Below are 16,417 nucleotides of genomic sequence, written 5' to 3'. Positions count from 1 at the left end.
TCCAGTTCGTGGCAACTGCTCAAATCTACCTCCCCAGTCCACCTGCGTCAACAGTTTTCTTGGGGCGAGGAGGAGATTAGCAGGTCACAGGCCCTGAATGCACATCCGTCGGATGGTGCTGGTCAGGCGGCCGTGGGGAGGGCGTCGCTGCGGTCGGCCTCTTCGAGGTCTCCGGTCTCGCCGGAGAGGGCGGCTCGGCGCCCGATGACGTAGACGTACGCAAGGAAAAGCAGCTCGACGGCGACGCCGATGCCGATGCGGGCCCAGGTGGGGAGGCCGGAGGGGGTGACGAAGGCTTCGAGGGCACCGGAGACGAAGAGGACGGCGGTGAGGCCGATGGCCATGCCGATGGCGGACCGGCCTTCTTCGGCGAGGGCGAGGCGGCGGGGGCGGGGGCCGGGGTCGATGACGGTCCACCCGAGGCGGAGGCCGGTGCCGGCGGCGATGAAGACGGCGGTGAGTTCGAGGAGGCCGTGGGGGAGGATCAGGCCGAGGAAGGTGTCGAGGCGGCCGGCGGAGGCCATGAGGCCGATGCCGGCGGCGAGGTTGAGCATGTTCGTCGCGAGGACGTAGAGGACGGGGAGCCCGAGGAAGACGCCGAAGACGAGGCAGATGCCGGTGGCCATGGCGTTGTTCGTCCAGACCTCGGCGGCGAAGGAGGCGGCGGGGTGGCTGGAGTAGTAGGTCTCGTACTCGCCGCCGGGGCGGGTGAGCTCGCGTAGGTAGGCGGGGGTACCGAGGGTCGCCTGGACGTGGGGATTGGCGGCGATCCACCAGCCGATGCCGGCGGCGACGGCGGTGGAGATCAGGGCGGTGGGTACCCACCAGTGGCGCGAGCGGTAGACGGCGGCGGGGAAGGCGCTGGTGAAGAAGCGGATGGCGTCTCGCCAGCTGGCCGTGCGGGCGCCGGTGACGGCGCTGCGGGCGCGGGCTACGAGGGTGGTGAGGCGGCCCACCAAGGCCGGGTCGGGGGTGCTGGACTGGACGCGGGAGAGGTGGGTGGCGGTGCGCTGGTAGAGGATGACGAGTTCATCGGCTTCCTCTCCGGTGAGGTGACGCCTGCGGCGCAGCAGGGCTTCCAGGCGGTCCCATTCGTAGTGGTGGGCTGCGACGAAGACATCGAGGTCCATGGACTGCCGCTCCTCGCGGAGGATGAGGACTGTGGTGCCGGAGAGCCCCCAGCTTGGCAGACGGGGCAGACTGGTCGGACGGGGGTTCGGGGGACGGCGTCGAGGAGGGGTCGCGGTGAGCGGACTGGTGACGGGCGAGGCGGTGGCGCTGGGCATACAGCCGGCGAAGCTGCCAAGCCGTGCGCTGGCGATGGTGCTGGACATCGTCGTCTATTGGGGGGTCTACATCATCCTGTCGTTCGGACTGGTGGCGGCGACTGCTTCGCTGGACGGCGCGGCTGTCGCGGCGGTGTACGTGGCGACGCTGCTGCTGGTGCTGATCGGAGTGCCGATCGCCGTAGAGACGCTGACGCGCGGGCGGTCGCTGGGGAAGCTGGCCTGCGGGCTGCGGGTGGTGCGGGACGACGGCGGGCCGATCCGTTTCCGGCATGCGCTGGTGCGGGGCGCGGTGGGGCTGGTCGAGATCCAGATGATGCTGGGGGTCGTGGCGTGCATCGCGTCGCTCGTGTCGGAGCGCGGGCGGCGGGTGGGTGATGTGTTCGCGGGGACTCTGGTCGTACGGGAGCGGATACCTGTTCAGCGGGCGCAGCTGATGCCACCGCCGCCGCCGTGGCTGGCCGCGCAGATGGCGGGGGTGGATCTGTCGGCGGTACCGGAGGGGCTGTGGCTGGCGGTGCGGCAGTACCTGGCGCGGATGCGGCAGCTTGATCCGCAGGTGAGCTGGGCGATGGCGCAGCAGCTGGCGGAGGATGTGACGGCTCGGACCGGGGCTCCTGTGCCGCAGGGGACTCCCCCAGCGGCGTTTCTGGCGGCGGTTGTGGCGGAGCGGCAGGCGAGGGACGCGCGGAAGGCTTTCGGGGCAGTGGCTCCGCACCCGCCTCAGCTGCAGTTCCCGTTCCATCCGCAGGCTCAGCCTCAGCCTCAGCAACAACCACAACCACAGGGGTGGGCTGCTGCCGCGGCGCCGGCGTCTGTGGCACCGGTGGCACCGGTGCAGCAGGCGGTTGCCCAGACGATGCCTCAGCCGCCTGCTGCCGAGCCGTCCACGGGATTCGCGCCGCCGGCCTGACCTGGCTGACCTGCCTTGTCAGGCTGGTCAGGCGAAGGCGGAGGGCGGCGATTCGAGGTCTTCGAGCTCGATGCCGGGAGCCGACAGAACGACGTCGCCGGTGATGTGGACGGTGTGCTGCTCGCCCGTGTCCAGGGCGCTGACCTGGTATTCCTCCACTGGCAGGGGGCCACTGTCAGTGGGGTGTGCTTCTCTTTTGATCAGAGCCCAGGCCTGGTCCAGGGTGCGGGGTGCGAGTACGGGGGGTTCGAATGCGACGAGGCGTACGCGGGTGGTGGGGGCGCCGGGTTCGAGGCGCAGCAGGCGGGCGGTCGCGATATAGAACGCGGGCGACAGGCCGCTGAAGGCGTGGGCGGCGGCGTTGCCCTCCTGGGCGTGTTCGCCGGAGGGGTCGGTGCGTACCCAGGTGACGCCGTCGAGGGCGGCGCCGCGGACCTGCCAGCTCGCGGCGTGGAGTTCCAGGCGGATGGGGCGGCCGAGGTCGTCGATCGTGAGGTCGACGGAGCCTGCGTGGGTGCCGTCGGGGTGGGTGGTCTGCGCGGTGTAGCGCCAGCCTGAGGGGCCGGTGGCGCAGTGGAAGTGTTCTTCACCGAGGGGGGTGTGGTCGTGTGTGTCATGGAGCGAGTAGCGGCCGCGGGGCATGGTTCGACCTTACGGGGGCTGGCGTATGGCGCAGGCCCCCGCCGGGGGCGGGGGCCTGCGTGGTGGAGCTGGTGGAACCGGTGGTGGCCGGTGCTACTGCTGCTGTGCTCAGTAGCGGTAGTGGTCCGGCTTGTACGGGCCCTCGACCGGGACGCCGATGTAGGCGGCCTGCTCGGGGCGGAGCGTGGTGAGCTTCACGCCGAGCGCGCCGAGGTGCAGGCGGGCGACCTTCTCGTCGAGGTGCTTGGGCAGCACGTAGACGCCGGTCGGGTACTCGGCCTGCTTGGTGAACAGCTCGATCTGGGCCAGGGTCTGGTCCGCGAAGGAGTTGGACATCACGAAGGACGGGTGACCGGTGGCGTTGCCGAGGTTGAGCAGGCGGCCCTCGGACAGCACGATCAGGACCTTGCCGTCGGGGAAGGTCCAGGTGTGGACCTGGGGCTTGACCTCGTCCTTGACGATGCCGGTGATCTTGGCGAGGCCGGCCATGTCGATCTCGTTGTCGAAGTGGCCGATGTTGCCGACGATCGCCTGGTGCTTCATCTTGGCCATGTCCTCGGCCATGATGATGTCCTTGTTGCCGGTCGTGGTGATGAAGATGTCGGCGATCTCAACGACGTCCTGCAGGGTGGTGACCTGGTAGCCGTCCATCGCCGCCTGGAGGGCGTTGATGGGGTCGATCTCGGTGATGATGACCCGGGCGCCCTGGCCGCGCAGGGACTCCGCGCAGCCCTTGCCGACGTCGCCGTAGCCGCAGACGACGGCGACCTTGCCGCCGATCAGGACGTCGGTGGCGCGGTTGATGCCGTCGATGAGGGAGTGGCGGCAGCCGTACTTGTTGTCGAACTTCGACTTCGTCACGGCGTCGTTGACGTTGATCGCCGGGAAGAGCAGGTTGCCGTCGCGCTGCATCTCGTACAGACGGTGGACGCCGGTGGTGGTCTCCTCGGTGACGCCGCGGATCTCGGAGGAGAGCTGGGTCCACTTCTGCGGGTTCTCGCCGAGGGTGCGGTTGAGGAGGGTGAGGATGTAGGCGTATTCCTCACTGTCCGCGGTGGAGGGGTCCGGGGCTGCGCCGGCCTTCTCGAACTCGACGCCCTTGTGGACCAGGAGGGTGGCGTCGCCGCCGTCGTCCAGGATCATGTTGGGGCCGCCGGTGGGAGAGTCCGGCCAGGTCAGGGCCTGCTCGGTGCACCACCAGTACTCCTCCAGGGTCTCGCCCTTCCAGGCGAAGACCGGGACGCCCTGCGGGCTGTCCGGGGTGCCGTTGGGGCCGACCGCGATGGCAGCGGCGGCGTGGTCCTGGGTGGAGAAGATGTTGCAGGACGCCCAGCGGACCTCGGCGCCGAGGGCGACGAGGGTCTCGATGAGGACGGCGGTCTGCACGGTCATGTGCAGGGAGCCGGTGACGCGGGCGCCGGCGAGGGGCTGGGTGGCGGCGAACTCCTTGCGGATCGCCATCAGGCCCGGCATCTCGTGCTCGGCCAGGGTGATCTCCTTGCGGCCGAAGGCGGCAAGGGAGAGGTCTGCGACCTTGAAGTCGCTGTTGACGGAGGACATGCAGTCTCCTCGTATGAGGGTGTGAGAGCTGGTCGGGTCGTCTGCTGGGCCCGTCGGGAAGCATGCGGACATGGCTGCCCAAGGACCACAGCTCAGCCCGTCGGAGGCCCTCTCTCCCTCGGACGGCACGCTGTGCGCTCCGCCCGACCGCCATCAGCAGCGACGTCTGGCCAGGTACGAATCTACACCGATCGGCTGTATGGCAGGACGGTTACCGGCCACCGGGGGTGGCGACGGGGTCGGGGCCCGCCGTGGCGGCGTCCTCGCTGTAGATGTCGGGTTCGAGGTAGATGACGCGGGCGATGGGAACGGCCTCGCGGATGCGGGCTTCGGCGGCGTCGATGGCGCGGGCGACCTCGGCGGCGGTCTCGTCGTGCCTGACGGCGATCTTGGCGGCGACGAGCAGCTCGTCGGGGCCGAGGTGGAGGGTGCGCATGTGGATGATGCCGGTGACGGTGTCGCCGTCGACGGCGGCGGCGCGGATCTTGGTCAGAGAGTCGGGGCTGGCGGCTTCGCCGAGGAGCAGGGACTTGGTCTCGGCGGCGAGCACCAGCGCGATGACGACGAGCAGGATGCCGATGCAGAGGGTGCCGATGCCGTCCCAGACACCGTCGCCGGTGGCCAGGGCGATGCCGACGCCGGCCAGGGCGAGCACCAGGCCGACAAGGGCGCCGAAGTCCTCCAGGAGGACGACGGGCAGCTCGGGGGCCTTTGCGGTGCGGATGAAGGAGGCCCAGCTCTGCTTGCCACGCAGTTCGTTCGACTCGTTGATGGCGGTACGGAAGGAGAAGCCTTCGGCGATGATCGCGAAGAGGAGGACACCGACGGGCCAGTACCAGTGGTCGATCTCGTGGGGCTCACGGATCTTCTCGTAGCCCTCGTAGAGAGCGAAGACGCCACCGATGGTGAACAGCACGATGGAGACGAGGAAGCCGAAGATGTAGCGCTCGCGGCCGTAGCCGAAGGGGTGCTCCTCGTCGGCGGCTCTGGTCGACTTCTTGCCACCGAGGAGGAGCAGCGCCTGGTTGCCGGAGTCGGCGACCGAGTGCACGCCTTCGGCGAGCATGGACGAGGACCCGCTGAACGCGAATGCCACGAACTTGGCCACCGCGATGGCGAGGTTGGCGCCCAGTGCTGCGACGATCGCCTTGGTTCCGCCTGACGCGCTCATACCTGCGGGATGTCCCTTCCTTCGGTCCGGGCCTTTGCTCGGCCTTTGCTGGGCGGCCATTCTTGCAGGCCCGGGTCGGGGCGGCTCGTCAGGGCGTGTGCGTCAGACGACGACGGTGGCGCGGAAGGCGGTGCCGTCGCCGGTGAGTTGGACCTGCTCGGCGGCGGGGACGAAGGCGGACTGGCCACGGGCGAGGAGCAGTTCGGCGCCGTCGGCGGAGGTCAGGAGGACCGAGCCCTCGGTGCAGAGCAGGATCTGCGGGGTGCGGTGGTCGAGGGCGCGGGGGGTGCCGCCGGGGGCGATGGCGTAGCGGGAGAGGCGGAATTCGTCGATGGGGGTTTCGTAGAGCTCTTCGCCCTCGGGGGACGACTCGGGGCGGAGGATGCCGGGGTCGCCCGGTTCGAAGCGGACGATGCGCAGCAGTTCGGGGACGTCGACGTGCTTGGGGGTGAGGCCGCAGCGCAGCACATTGTCGGAGTTGGCCATGATCTCGACACCGAGGCCGTCGATGTAGGCGTGCGGGACGCCGGCGCCGAGGTAGAGGGCTTCGCCGGGCTGGAGGCGGACGTGGTTGAGGAGCATGGCCGCTATGACGCCGGGGTCGCCGGGATAGTGGTGCGCGAGGGAGGCGTAGGCGGCGTAGGCGTCGGCGAAGGGGCCGGGTTCGGCGGCGAGACGGGCGGCGGCCTGGACGGCTTCGGCGACGGTGGCGGCCATGGCCTCGTGGTCGGCGGTGAGGACGGCGGCGAGGGTTTCGCGCAGGGCGGCGTCCTCGGGGTGGGCCCGGAGGAGGTCGGCGTAGGGCTTGAGGGAGTCGACGCCGAGGGCCTCGATGAGGTCGGCCGCTTCGGTGGGGTGGCGGAAGCCGCAGAGACCGTCGAAGGGCACGAGGGCGACGATCATCTCGGGCTTGTGGTTGGCATCCTTGTAGTTGCGGTGGCCCGCACTGATCGGGATGCCGCGTGACTCCTCGTCGGCGAAGCCGGCTTTGGCCTGGGCGAGGTCGGGGTGGACCTGGAGGGAGAGGGGGGAGCCGGCGGCCAGGATCTTGAGGAGGAAGGGGAGGCGGGGGCCGAAGCGGTCGACGGCGGGTGCGCCGAGGGCGGCGAGCGGGTCGGCGTCGATGAACTCGTTCAGGGGGAGTTCGGCGATGGTGTCGGTGGCTATGCGGGAGGGGGCTCCGGGGTGGGCACCCATCCACATCTCGGCCTGCGGCTCACCGGTCGGTTCGGTGCCCAGGAGCTCGGGGATGGCGTTGGTGGATCCCCAGGCGTAGGGGCGCACGGTGTTGGTCAGCCGGTACATGGGCCTCATGATCTCCCGTTGGAAGTGAGCGCCAGGTAAACAGCGGAGAAATCCGTGACGGCGAGGATTTCGGCGGCCGCCTCCAGGGGGCTGCCCTCGGCCGGGGCGAGCTCGCTGAGCGGGGTCTCGTGGCTCATCGCCAGTTCACGGGCGGCGGGCGCGGCGCTGGCCCCGTGGGCGGGCGGCTGCTGGAGGAGGACGACGCGCAGCCGCAGCCCTTCCGGGTCGTCGACGCGGTCGCGGAAGAAGTCATCGGGGTCGAGGGTGCCGGCGAAGGCGCCGGCGAGCAGTGCCTCGTGGGTCATCAGGGCTTCCGGCAGCTCGGCGGTGAGCGCGGGGCGCCCGGCCCGGGAGGCGATCAGCGCGGTGAGGCGCCGGCCCGCGAACGCGGCGATGTCGCCTTCGGTCCACAGGATGGGGAGGGAGTCGGCGAGCTCGGCGGCGAGTGTCTTGGCCGGATTGCTGTAGGTCGCGATGGCCGGGCCGCACTTCGCGGCGACCTCGTCCAGCCGGTCGGCCATGGACTGGACCGCCTCGGGCGGGGCGTGCAGCAGGCCGATCCGGTCGGTCAGCAGGAGGAGGGGGGTGAGCAGCGCCCAGAAGGCGCCCGGGTCCTCGGTGGCTGCTTCGGGCCCCTCCGGGTCCGGGCCGGAACCTTCGGGGGCGTACGGCTTCGCGTAGGGGATGGTGATGCCACGCGCCTGTTCCAGGGCCTCGGCGATCGGCGACTTCGCGGGCACGACACCGGCGGGTGTCACGCCTCGGCGGTACGCCTGCTCGATGAGGGCGGCGAGGCCCGCCTCGGTGCCGGCGGGGCTGGCGATCAGGAGCAGGTCGAGCGGGCCGGCCCAGCCCGGAAGCGTCCAGTGCAGGTCGTAGGAGGCCGGGCCGGTCGGGTGCAGCGGGATGACCGGGCAGGTGCCCGCGCCCAGGGCGGCGAGTACGTCCGCCACGGTGGCGGCGGCGGCCGGGCCGGGGCCTGCGACGAGCACGCTGCGGGGGCGGCCGTCCGGTTTCAGGGCGGGAATGCCGGCCTCGTCGGCGAGGCGGGCGGCCATCCGGACGCGGGCGCCGGCGCCGGCGACGCCGAGGAGAAGGTCGCGGGTGTCCGCGCGGGCGAGGGCGTCGGGGTCGTCCAGCAGCGACTCGTCCAGCATCGTGATCGTGACCTCCGGTCGGGGGAGCTGTTCTGTTGGGCTCGACTTGCCCTGGGGCGCGGCCGCTACGCCGGGCGGCGGGCCTCGTCGATGAGCAGAACCGGGATGTCGTCCCGCACGGGGTAGGCGAGGCCGCAGTCCTGGGCGGTGCAGGTGAGCTCGCTCGCGGCGGTGTCCTCGCGGAGCGGGGCGTGGCACGCCGGGCAGGCGAGGATCTCCAGGAGGCTGGCTTCGACGAGCGGCATGGTGTCGGGTCCTTCGGGTGGGATGCGTAGCTATTTGCGGGCGGTACCGAGCCTATCGCCGTGGGGCGGCGTGGGCCTGCTGTCCGTGCGTGGTTGCGGTTGTGCGGGCGGCCTGCGGGCCGTGGCCGGTTTGTGCCAACCCGTTCCGCCATGCGGAACGCCTTCCCACAAACCGGTGGGGAACCGGGTGGGGAACCGGCGGGGAACCGGTGAGGGTCAGGCTCGGATGATCGCCAGGGCCTGGTCGCGGATGCGGGTCATGGTGGCCGGGTCGCGGGCCTCTACGTTGAGGCGGAGGAGGGGCTCGGTGTTGGAGGCGCGGACGTTGAACCACCAGTCGGGGGCGGCGATGGTGAGGCCGTCGAGCTCGTCGACCTCGATGCCTTCGGCGTCGGCGAAGGCGGCGCGGACGGCGGCGGAGCTGGCGGCCTGGTCGTGGACGGTGCTGTTGATCTCGCCGGAGGCGGCGTAGCGGTCGTACTCGGCGACGAGGGCGGACAGGGTGCCCGGCTGGCCGCCGAGGGCGGCGAGGACGTGGAGGGCGGCGAGCATGCCGGTGTCGGCGTTCCAGAAGTCGCGGAAGTAGTAGTGGGCGGAGTGCTCGCCGCCGAAGACGGCGCCGGTGCGGGCCATTTCCTGCTTGATGAAGGAGTGGCCGACGCGGGTGCGGACGGGGGTGCCGCCGTGCTCCTTGACGACCTCGGGGACGGACCAGGAGGTGATCAGGTTGTGGATGACGACGGAGCCGGGGTGCTTGGCGAGCTCGCGGGCGGCGACCAGGGCGGTGATCGCGGAGGGCGAGACCGGCTCGCCGCGCTCGTCGACGACGAAGCAGCGGTCGGCGTCGCCGTCGAAGGCGAGGCCGAGGTCGGCGCCCGTCTCACGGACACGGGCCTGGAGGTCGACGAGGTTCTTGGGGTCGAGGGGGTTGGCCTCGTGGTTGGGGAAGGTGCCGTCGAGCTCGAAGTAGAGGGGGACGAGGTCGAGCGGCAGCCCGGCGAAGACGGTGGGGACGGTGTGCCCGCCCATGCCGTTGCCGGCGTCGACCACGACCTTGAGCGGCCGGATGGCGGTCAGGTCGACGAGGGAGAGCAGGTGGGCGGCGTAGTCGGTGAGGACGTCGCGCTGGGTGATCCTGCCGGGGGTGGCGGCTTCCTGCGGGCGGTCTCCGGACTCCTGCCACTGCTCGACGAGGGCGCGGAGGTCGGCCAGGCCGGTGTCCTGGCCGACGGGGGCTGCGCCCTTGCGGCACAGCTTGATGCCGTTGTACTGGGCCGGGTTGTGGCTGGCGGTGAACATCGCGCCGGGCAGCCCGAGGGCGCCGCTGGCGAAGTACAGCTCGTCGGTGGAGCAGAGCCCGATCTCGGTGACGTCCGCGCCGAGCGAGGCCGCGCCGCGCGCGAAGGCGCGGGACAGGCCGGGGGACGAGGGCCTCATGTCGTGGCCGATCACGATCGCGTCGGCTTCGGTGACGGTGGCGAAGGCGGCGCCGAAGAGCTCGGCGAGCGGCTCGTCCAGCTGGTCGGGGACGACTCCGCGGATGTCGTACGCCTTCACGAGCTGGGACAGGTCGGTCACGGCGTGCTCCACTCTGGTTCGCTGCTGCTGCATATCGGCTGCATGTCTGCTGCTCTCAGCGGCCAACCTACCCGGCGTCCGTGAAGGCCCGGGATGAGGATCCTCAGGACTCCGGCGAGCGCAGTACGCGCAGGTGCCCGCGGCGCGCGATCTCCCGCGGGTCGGCGTCCCGGCCGCCGGGGCCCGCCGGGTCCGGCCGGTCCTGGGGGCGGGCGGCCTCGCGGACGGCGTTGGCCAGGGCTTCGAGGTCGTCGCCGCTGGGGCGGGGCGGGCCGGAGTCCATGGCGAGGCGTACGACTTCCCAGCCGCGGGGGGCGGTGAGGCGCTCGGAGTGCTCGGAGCAGAGGTCGTAGCAGTGCGGCTCGGCGTAGGTCGCGAGGGGGCCGAGGACGGCGGTGGAGTCCGCGTAGACGTACGTCAGCGTCGCGACGGCGGGACGGCCACACGCGGTGCGCGAACAGCGACGTACAAGGCTCACGAGGTTGGACGGTACCGCACTCTTGAGCGGGCCGCGACGACTCTCCGCGAGCTCACTCCGTCGTGTCGTCCCGGTTCGCCGGGATCGTCTGACCTGCGGCGGCGCGGTCTGACCTGCGGAGGGCGGGCGGTGGGCCGGAAACCGCCGGATCGGGTGATCTCGGCAGCAGTAAGGAAAGGGATCGAATGGTGTCAATTGTGGTGCAGTAAGCGGTCAAAGATCGGTCAGAGGGCGGAATTCGGCCGTAAACCCTTGGCTACGGGCCGGGCATTCTGCGACATCACGCCGATGTCGTGGCATCGCATGGGCGGGCGTCCCGGCGGATACCCTCAGAGGTGATGGACACCCCGACCGACGCACCCACGCCCGCACCCCGCCAGCGCCGCCGCGACCGACACGGACGCGGCATGCGCGGACCGATCGCGCCCCCTCAGGTGCCGCTCTCGCTGAGCCGCGCCGACGCCTTCGACGATCTTGTACGGGATGCGGCGGACCGCCTGGAGCGGCGGTGGCCGCAGCTCGCGGATGTGGAATTCGCGGTGCAGGAGGTGCCGTGGCCGCTGGACGCGGCCGCGGAGGCCGCCCAGAGCGGCGAGATCTCCGACGACAGCGTGCCGCTGGGCAAGCTGGTGAACGCGCGGAAGGGCTCGCCCAACCGGATCGTCGTCTACCGGCGGCCGGTGGAGATCCGGGCGAAGAGCCGCGAGGAGCGGGCGCTGCTGGTTCACGACGTGGTCGTGGAGCAGGTGGCGGAGCTGCTCGGGCTGTCGCCGGAGAACGTCGACCCCCGTTACGGGGAGGACTAGGGCGTAATCACCTGTTTCAGGAGGGCCTAATCACCTGTTCAGGATCGACAGGTCCTCTTCCGTCTTCGGTACCGCGACCAGGCCCCGGTCGTCCGGGAGGGTCTGGATGGTGAACATCGGGACGCCGTCCTGCGGGAGCGCCAGCATGCGCGAGGCGTAGACCGGGCCGCCGGACACCGGCTCGACGGTGACCGCGTAGGCGCCCTTGCCGCCGGTGGGGGTGGCGGGGGTGAGGGCGGTGGTGGTGCCGGCCTTGAGGGTGACGGTCTTGGTGACGGGGGTGCCGCCGCCGGTGCCCGCCGAGCTGGTGATCCTGACCGTGGCGGCGGCGGTGGGGGCGGTGAGGGAGAGGGTGGAGCCCTTGGCCCGGTTGTCGGCGGCCGTGGCACGGTCGGTGATCTTGGAGGTGGCGGGCAGGAAGGCGGTCTCCTGGTTCGCGCCCTTGCCGCGCGTGATGCGCAGCGCGGCGACGACGGGGGCGGCGCCCTGCGTGGCCGTGGGGGTGAGGACCAGGGAGCCGGCCTCGCCCTTGGTGATGTCGGCGAGGTCGACGGCGGTGGTCATGCCGCTCTTGATGTGCACTGTCTCGTGGCCGGCGGGGGTGATCGCGCCGGTGGTGGTGAGCAGCTGGACCTTGAGGTCGGCGTCGTCGTCGCTGGTGGCGTACGCGATCAGGCGCACGTCGGTGGCGTCGGCCGGGATGCCGGGGAGGACCAGGCTGTCGGCGGGGTCGGCGGAGGGGGTGAGCCAGTCGCCGCCGGCCTTGGCGGTGGAGGCGAGGACGGAGGCGCCGACGCGGCCGGTGCGGGCGGTGACGTGGAGGGTGAGGTCCTCGGCCTTGTCCGTGGTGAGGGTGGACAGCAGGACGGGGACGCTGGACTCCGGCGGGACGGTGATCCCGTCGCCCGTCTCGGTGGTGAGGGTGCCGTTCTTGTCGTACAGCTCCAGGTCGACGACGGCCGAGGTGTCGTCGGGGTTGGTGAGGTGCACGTAGTCCTGGCGGTCGGCGGAGGTGCTGGCGCCGGGGAACCAGAACTCGCTGTCGGGCTGGGTGCAGGCGGCGCCCAGGACGCCCCTGGCGGGGCCGGCGTCGATGACGGTGGTCTGCTGCACGGTCCAGCCGGGGGCGAGCCTGCCGTCGGCGGTGCCGATGAGGGCGGGGGCGTCGCTCTTGCCGGTGGTGGCGGTGACCGGCTTGCCGGGCTCGCTCAGCGGGGCGACGGCCTTGGTCTTCGCCTTGCCGCCGACCGGCAGCAGTCCGGCGGTGCCCGCGCTGCTGCCGGACGCCGTGTCCCCCTTCGGGGTGAAGGCGGTGTACGTCGTGGTCGCGAAGTCGGAGCCGGACGGGGACGGGCAGGTCAGCGCGGACCGCTCGACCGGCAGTGACGCGGCGGTGGTCGCTCGCGCGGCCTCCGGTGCTCCGGCGCCGGTGAGCACCGCCACGCCGGTGACGGCGGCGAGGGCGGCCGTGACGCCGAAGAGGGAGATGGTGCTGCGGTTCACTGGCGGTCGCTCCCGTCACGGCGGTAGCCGTCCGCGTCGTACGCGGCCGGGTCGTAGGCCGGTTCGTAGGCCGGTTCGTAAGGCTGCTGCTGAGGCTGCTGGGCCTGTTGGGACTGCTCGGACTGCTGCGGCTGCTGGGCGTACGGGTCGTAGGCGGGGTCGTAGCCCTGCTGCTCGTAGCCCTGCGGCTGCTCGTAGCCCTGCTGGCCGTAGTCCTGGCCGGTGTAGGCGTACGGGTCGTAGCCCTGCTGCTGGTGCTGGTAGGGGTCGGCCTGCGCGTACTGCTCGTACTGCTGGCCCTCCAGGTCCTGCTGGGCCGCCGGATCCTGCTGGCCGTACGTGCCCTGGTACTCCGCGGCCCACTGCTCCTGGCCGTACGCGTCCGGCTCCCGGTCCGGGTCCGCTGCCGCCTCGGCGCCGGCGTCGGCCCTGGCCCCGGCCTCCGGCTCCGCCTCGGTCTCGGCGGCGGCGCGCAGACGGCGGGCGCGGCGGCCGTCGCCGGTGGCCTGCTCGGGGAAGTCCATGGCGACGGCTCCGGCGCCCTCGGCCTCGGGGAGGTCGTCGTCGATGTCGCGGGCGCGGCCCGGGAGGGCCATGACGACGAGGACGAGGGCGAGGAAGCCCTGGATCCAGAGCCAGACGGTGTGGGTGAAGGGGTCCTCGTAGGTGAGGTCGAGCCGGCCGCCGGTGGCGGGGAGTTCGAAGCCCTGGGCCCAGCCGTCGACGGTGGTCGCGGTGAGGGCGGTGCCGTCGAGGGTGGCGGTCCAGCCGGGGGCGGCCGAGTCGGCGATGCGCAGGACGCGGCCCGCGTCGCCGGCCGGGATGGTGGTGTGGGCCTCGACCTTGCCGGAGGCGACGGGGACGGCGGTGCCCGTGGCGCCGGACCTGGGCACGATCGTGATGCGCGAGGTGTCGTTGTCGACCCGCCACAGCGCGCTGCCGTCGGCCTGGCTGAGCCGGGACAGGCCGGGGGTGCTGTCGAGGGTGCGGCTCATGTCGCGGGTGGCGACGCCGCTGACCAGGACGTAGCGGACCGCGTAGCCGCCGAGCTGGCCGGCCTGGTCGGCGCCGGAGCCCGCGACGAGGTTGGCGACGATCTTGCTGAGCCTGGCGTCCTGACCCGCCGCGGAGGCGAGTTCGGCGTCGCCGAGGCGGGCACCGGCGCCGCGTACGAGGGCGTACGAGACATCGGCGGCGGTGCCGTCCAGGACCAGGGTGCGGGGCTGGTCCTGGGTGTCCGCCTCCTCGGCGACGAAGGCCGGGACCTGGGTGGAGTCGCGGCGCTCGACGGGGCCGTCCGCGCCGCCCACCATCCAGCCGAAGGCGGCGTAGAGCGGGGCGATCGCGGCGGCCAGCACGACCAGGGCGGCGACGGGCTGCCGCCAGCCGAAGCCGGAGGCGGCGATGCGCTCGTTGGCGCCCTCGGCGCCGACGGCGGCCGCGGCCAGCAGCGCGAGGCCGTAGACCAGGGTGCCCGGGCCCGCCCAGGCCTTGCCGTTCTCGATGACGGCGAAGAGCAGCCCGGCCAGGGCGCCCGCCCAGGCGGTGAGGATCGCGAGCCGTCGCTCGGCGCGCAGCAGGGCGGCCAGCGCGGCCAGCACCAGGCCGACGAGCAGCACCCCGCCCGCCCCCTTGGGACCTCCGGGGCTGAGCATCACCAGGTCGGTCGCGGAGGCGGCCTTGGCGCCGTACGGCAGCCCGGCCTCGTAGAGGAAGCGCGAGGGGTGCGTGAGCAGCGTCAGTGACCAGGGCGCCAGGACCAGGAGCGGGGCGCCGAGCAGAGCCAGCATGCGCAGGACGTGCGGGACGACGAGCCGGGTCTCCTTGCGCAGGACGCGCAGCACGATCACGGCGACGGACAGCACGAGAGCGATCAGCCAGGTGATCGGGGTGAAGGCGGTGGTGATGGCCAGCAGCAGCGCGAAGGTCCACGTGGCGCGCCAGCCCAGGCCCGCGCCGCGCTCGATCACGTCGGCCGAGAGGTTCAGCCCGGTGGCGGAGACGGCCGCGCGGGCCATCAGCGGCAGCAGGATCGCCAGGACCGCCGTGCCGAGCCGGCCCCCGGCGAGCGCGCCGGTGGCGGCGGGCAGGAAGGCGTACGCCACCGCCGCCCACGCGCGCAGCAGCCGGGACTCGACCAGCGGCCGGGAGGCGAAGTACGCGCTCAGCCCGGCCAGCGGCACCGAGGCGACGAGCAGCACGGTCAGCGCGACCGCGGTGCTGCCGAACAGCAGGCTCGCGAAGGCCGCGACGACCGCGATGTACGGCGGGGCGGCCTCCGTGCCGCCGGTGCCGAGGGCGTGCCAGGCGCCGATGAAGGAGCCCCACAGGTCGTTGGCCCTGTCCGGGGCGGGCAGCAGGGCGCCGCCGGACAGCGAGCCGCTGCCGAGCAGTCCGCGGCAGGCGATGAGCGAGACCAGCAGCAGTACGCCGAAGAGCACCGGGCCGGGTTTGTGGGCGATCTTCTTGAGCAGCGCGAACTGCTCGATCTCCATGTAGTCGCCGGAGCCGTCGTCGTCGCCCGGCCCGGACTCGACCGCGCCGCCGTGCCGTCCCACGGAGGAGGCGTCGGCGTCGGCCTTGGAGAAGTTGCCGACGACCTGCTCCACGGTGGCGCGCACCGTCGCGCCGGGCGGCGGGAACAGCGGCCGCAGCTCCGCGGGTTCGACCGCGCCCTTGCCGCGCCTGCGGCGCGCGCCGATCAGGCGGCCGGGGCGCAGCAGCACTGACAGCAGGCCGGTGATCTCGTCGACGGCCTGCCCCGGCACCTTGCCGACGAGATAGGCCAGCGTGCGCAGGACGGTTCCGACCAGCAGCCGCAGCATGACGTACGGAAAGACCGGGCCGCGGGTGTTGGCGAGCAGCGTGTAGACGGCGCCGGCCTTGTCGACCCGGTGCGGGTTGACCGCGGAGCGGCCCACGCAGTCGACGGGGCGGCGCTCGCGGGAGGCGGCCTCGGCGTGCCGGAGCACGGCGTCGGGGGCGATCAGGACCGTATGGCCGGCGGACTGGGCACGCCAGCAGAAGTCGACGTCGTCGCGCATGAGGGGCAGGCGGCGGTCGAAGCCGCCGAGCTCTTCCCAGACGTCGCGGCGGACCAGCATGCCCGCGGAGGAGACGGACAGCACCTGGCGGACCTGGTCGTGCTGGCCCTGGTCCTGCTCGCGGCGCTCCAGACCGGTCCAGCGGCGGCCGCTGCGGGCGATGGAGACGCCGACTTCGAGCAGCGCGCGGCGGTCGTACCAGCTGCGCAGCTTGGGCCCGATGATGGCGGCGGATCTGGCGGAGTCCGCGACGCGCAGCAGCTCGGTGAGCGCGTCCGGCTCCGGCTCGCAGTCGTCGTGCAGCAGCCACAGCCACTGCACGGGCTCGCCGTGCGGCTGGTCGGGCTGGTCGTAGGCGTCGTCGTTCCAGCTGCGGCTGACCGGGTCCCAGCCGCTCTGCCGCTGCAGGTAGGGCAGTTGCTCCGGCGGTACGGGACCGGCGGTGCGGACGGCCTCGTCCACCGCGGCGCCGAAGCCGCTGCGGCGGGCGAGGTGCAGGACCCGGTCGGGGCCGAGGGACTCGGCGAGCAGCCGGGCGGAGTCGTCGGCGCTGCCGGTGTCGGCGGCGATGACGTCCTGGACCGGGCGGTCCTGGGAGAGCAGGCCCGAGAGCGCGTTCGGCAGCCAGCGGGCGCCGTCGTGGGCGACGAGCACCGCGGTGACCACATGGCGCGGGAACTCTGGCGTCTGGGCGGGGTATTGGCCCCCCGCTGGACTGTTCACGGACAT

13 protein-coding genes are annotated in these 16,417 nt (G+C 72.2%); 2 read left to right on the top strand and 11 right to left on the bottom strand.

All coding sequences use genetic code 11. The features are described 5' to 3' along the window. Positions 1-122: 122 nt before the first annotated feature. Positions 123-1,130 carry a stage II sporulation protein M gene (locus OG607_RS28480; RefSeq protein WP_405729418.1) on the bottom strand — a complete coding sequence of 336 codons (1,008 nt, stop codon included), beginning with the start codon at positions 1,128-1,130 and terminating at the stop codon, positions 123-125. Between the two features lie 115 nt (positions 1,131-1,245). Here OG607_RS28480 and OG607_RS28475 point away from each other — a divergent pair, with 115 nt between their 5' ends. Continuing rightward, positions 1,246-2,199, top strand: a complete 954-nt coding sequence (locus OG607_RS28475; RefSeq protein WP_405729416.1) for an RDD family protein — start codon at positions 1,246-1,248, stop codon at positions 2,197-2,199. A gap of 27 nt (positions 2,200-2,226) precedes the next feature. Here OG607_RS28475 and OG607_RS28470 read toward each other — a convergent pair whose 3' ends face one another. The 8 genes from OG607_RS28470 to OG607_RS28435 all read right to left on the bottom strand — a co-directional run bounded on the left by OG607_RS28470 (position 2,227) and on the right by OG607_RS28435 (position 10,335). After that, positions 2,227-2,841: a hypothetical protein gene (locus OG607_RS28470; RefSeq protein ID WP_405729413.1), complete on the bottom strand. Its 615-nt coding sequence runs from the start codon at positions 2,839-2,841 to the stop codon at positions 2,227-2,229. A gap of 108 nt (positions 2,842-2,949) precedes the next feature. Continuing rightward, the gene (ahcY, locus tag OG607_RS28465) at positions 2,950-4,401 is read right to left on the bottom strand and encodes an adenosylhomocysteinase (protein ID WP_405729410.1); all 1,452 of its coding nucleotides are present in this window, start codon (positions 4,399-4,401) and stop codon (positions 2,950-2,952) included. Positions 4,402-4,612: 211 nt separating this feature from the next. Beyond that, the gene (locus OG607_RS28460) at positions 4,613-5,572 is read right to left on the bottom strand and encodes a cation diffusion facilitator family transporter (RefSeq protein ID WP_405729407.1); all 960 of its coding nucleotides are present in this window, start codon (positions 5,570-5,572) and stop codon (positions 4,613-4,615) included. Positions 5,573-5,674: 102 nt separating this feature from the next. Further along, positions 5,675-6,877, bottom strand: coding sequence for a mannose-6-phosphate isomerase, class I (gene manA, locus OG607_RS28455; protein WP_405729404.1), 1,203 nt, complete (start codon positions 6,875-6,877; stop codon positions 5,675-5,677). A 5-nt stretch (positions 6,878-6,882) separates the two neighbouring features. Then, positions 6,883-8,034 carry an SIS domain-containing protein gene (locus OG607_RS28450; RefSeq protein ID WP_405729401.1) on the bottom strand — a complete coding sequence of 384 codons (1,152 nt, stop codon included), beginning with the start codon at positions 8,032-8,034 and terminating at the stop codon, positions 6,883-6,885. A 65-nt stretch (positions 8,035-8,099) separates the two neighbouring features. Further along, positions 8,100-8,279, bottom strand: a complete 180-nt coding sequence (locus OG607_RS28445; RefSeq protein WP_329317467.1) for a Trm112 family protein — start codon at positions 8,277-8,279, stop codon at positions 8,100-8,102. A gap of 216 nt (positions 8,280-8,495) precedes the next feature. After that, the gene (locus OG607_RS28440; protein ID WP_405729398.1) at positions 8,496-9,857 is read right to left on the bottom strand and encodes a phosphomannomutase/phosphoglucomutase; all 1,362 of its coding nucleotides are present in this window, start codon (positions 9,855-9,857) and stop codon (positions 8,496-8,498) included. 103 nt (positions 9,858-9,960) lie between these two features. Then, positions 9,961-10,335: a DUF3499 domain-containing protein gene (locus OG607_RS28435; protein ID WP_405729395.1), complete on the bottom strand. Its 375-nt coding sequence runs from the start codon at positions 10,333-10,335 to the stop codon at positions 9,961-9,963. Positions 10,336-10,673: 338 nt separating this feature from the next. On the opposite strand from OG607_RS28435, the gene OG607_RS28430 reads away from it, so the two are divergent. Further along, positions 10,674-11,141 carry a metallopeptidase family protein gene (locus OG607_RS28430; RefSeq protein ID WP_405729392.1) on the top strand — a complete coding sequence of 156 codons (468 nt, stop codon included), beginning with the start codon at positions 10,674-10,676 and terminating at the stop codon, positions 11,139-11,141. Between the two features lie 30 nt (positions 11,142-11,171). Here the strand turns inward: OG607_RS28430 and OG607_RS28425 are convergent, their stop codons facing one another. Together OG607_RS28425 and OG607_RS28420 are read right to left on the bottom strand one after the other, a co-directional pair. Next, positions 11,172-12,644, bottom strand: coding sequence for a DUF5719 family protein (locus OG607_RS28425; RefSeq protein WP_405729389.1), 1,473 nt, complete (start codon positions 12,642-12,644; stop codon positions 11,172-11,174). Then, the gene (locus tag OG607_RS28420; RefSeq protein ID WP_405729386.1) at positions 12,641-16,417 is read right to left on the bottom strand and encodes a glycosyltransferase; all 3,777 of its coding nucleotides are present in this window, start codon (positions 16,415-16,417) and stop codon (positions 12,641-12,643) included. Before OG607_RS28420 ends, OG607_RS28425 begins: the two co-directional genes overlap by 4 nt.

The sequence above is a fragment of the Streptomyces sp. NBC_01537 genome (assembly GCF_045040445.1).
GTDB lineage: Bacteria > Actinomycetota > Actinomycetes > Streptomycetales > Streptomycetaceae > Actinacidiphila.
This window is presented reverse-complemented; position numbering and strand designations above follow the sequence as displayed.

Excerpts from the sequence above, each read along its gene's own strand:
- OG607_RS28460 (WP_405729407.1), bottom strand. The coding sequence starts at position 5,572 with ATGAGCGCGTCAGGCGGAACCAAGGCGATCGTCGCAGCACTGGGCGCC.
- OG607_RS28445 (WP_329317467.1), bottom strand. The coding sequence starts at position 8,279 with ATGCCGCTCGTCGAAGCCAGCCTCCTGGAGATCCTCGCCTGCCCGGCG.
- ahcY (WP_405729410.1), bottom strand. The coding sequence starts at position 4,401 with ATGTCCTCCGTCAACAGCGACTTCAAGGTCGCAGACCTCTCCCTTGCC.
- OG607_RS28430 (WP_405729392.1), top strand. The coding sequence starts at position 10,674 with ATGGACACCCCGACCGACGCACCCACGCCCGCACCCCGCCAGCGCCGC.
- manA (WP_405729404.1), bottom strand. The coding sequence starts at position 6,877 with ATGTACCGGCTGACCAACACCGTGCGCCCCTACGCCTGGGGATCCACC.
- OG607_RS28480 (WP_405729418.1), bottom strand. The coding sequence starts at position 1,130 with ATGGACCTCGATGTCTTCGTCGCAGCCCACCACTACGAATGGGACCGC.
- OG607_RS28450 (WP_405729401.1), bottom strand. The coding sequence starts at position 8,034 with ATGCTGGACGAGTCGCTGCTGGACGACCCCGACGCCCTCGCCCGCGCG.
- OG607_RS28420 (WP_405729386.1), bottom strand. The coding sequence starts at position 16,417 with ATGTCCGTGAACAGTCCAGCGGGGGGCCAATACCCCGCCCAGACGCCA.
- OG607_RS28470 (WP_405729413.1), bottom strand. The coding sequence starts at position 2,841 with ATGCCCCGCGGCCGCTACTCGCTCCATGACACACACGACCACACCCCC.